The following is a 1,050-nucleotide window of genomic DNA, read 5'->3' as shown; positions in this document are numbered from 1 at the left end:
TGGGAACAAGAGCAGTGGTTAGATAAGTACTTGCTAAGTGATACAGCTGAGCTGGTAGATGTAATTACTGAATCAGTGATAAGTACTGGGCAATAGTAATAAACATAAGTAAGTAACAGCGCGGCTACTTATAGCCGCGTTTTTGCTTTTAATATAAGAGTAAATTAATGATTGATGTTGCAGCACTGGCCGTTTTTATTCCTACCTTCTTTTTTGTGTCGATAACACCTGGTATGTGCATGACCCTTGCCATGACCTTAGGTATGAGCATTGGCGTGCGCCGTACATTATGGATGATGGTAGGTGAGCTATTAGGTGTAGCAAGTGTTGCCATAGCGGCTGTATTAGGCGTTGCAAGCGTGATGCTAAATTATCCTGATGCCTTTGCTATTTTAAAATGGGTAGGCGGTGCGTATTTAATTTATATTGGCTTTAACATGTGGCGAGCCAAAGGCAAAATGTCGATTGATACTTCAGAACCTAAAGATGTAAGTAGGCGCTCGCTTTTTACTCAGGGTTTTGTAACCGCAATAGCGAATCCTAAAGGGTGGGCATTTATGATTTCCTTGCTGCCACCATTTATAAGTGTTGAGCATGCAGTAGCCCCGCAGCTATTAGTTCTACTGAGCGTAATAATGGTGAGCGAATTTTTATGTATGCTGGCTTATGCAACAGGTGGAAAAAGCCTGCGTTTATTTTTAGCCCGTGGTGATAACATTATATGGATGAACCGTATAGCTGGGAGCTTAATGGTTGCAGTAGGTGTGTGGTTGGCGCTAGGCTGATTTCCTTATACCAATCAGCAATAATATCTTAAGCAATAACAACGACAAAAAATGAACGTTGTTATTGCTCTACATTATGTATGATAAGTAAATTCAACGCAGTTAGCGCTGATAATAGCTGCTGGAGATAGATTTATTATCCAGAGTTCAGGTTACTTATTTATTTCTGTAACTTAAGCACTTTGGATCAGAATTCTTCAAATAGCTCACCCTGGAGATACGCTTTTTTTTGCAAATTTATTTTGTGGTTCGTTGATTTTGTAAT

Annotated in this window: 1 protein-coding gene; it reads left to right on the top strand. The window is 39.6% G+C overall.

Annotated features, from left to right (window positions below; all coding sequences use genetic code 11):
- The first annotated feature begins 167 nt into the window (after positions 1–167).
- Positions 168–785 (top strand): LysE family translocator, encoded by a 618-nt coding sequence (locus tag CWB66_RS20760; protein ID WP_138586931.1) that lies wholly within the window; start codon positions 168–170, stop codon positions 783–785.
- Positions 786–1,050: the final 265 nt, after the last annotated feature.

The organism is Pseudoalteromonas sp. S558 (assembly GCF_005886635.1).
GTDB classification, from domain to species: Bacteria; Pseudomonadota; Gammaproteobacteria; order Enterobacterales; family Alteromonadaceae; genus Pseudoalteromonas; species Pseudoalteromonas aliena.
The sequence above is the reverse complement of the archived record's forward strand: the minus strand, read 5'-3'. Positions and strand labels throughout refer to the sequence as shown.

What these genes read in the sequence shown, in the direction of transcription:
- CWB66_RS20760 (WP_138586931.1), top strand. Translation starts at nt 168, where the DNA reads ATGATTGATGTTGCAGCACTGGCCGTTTTTATTCCTACCTTCTTTTTT.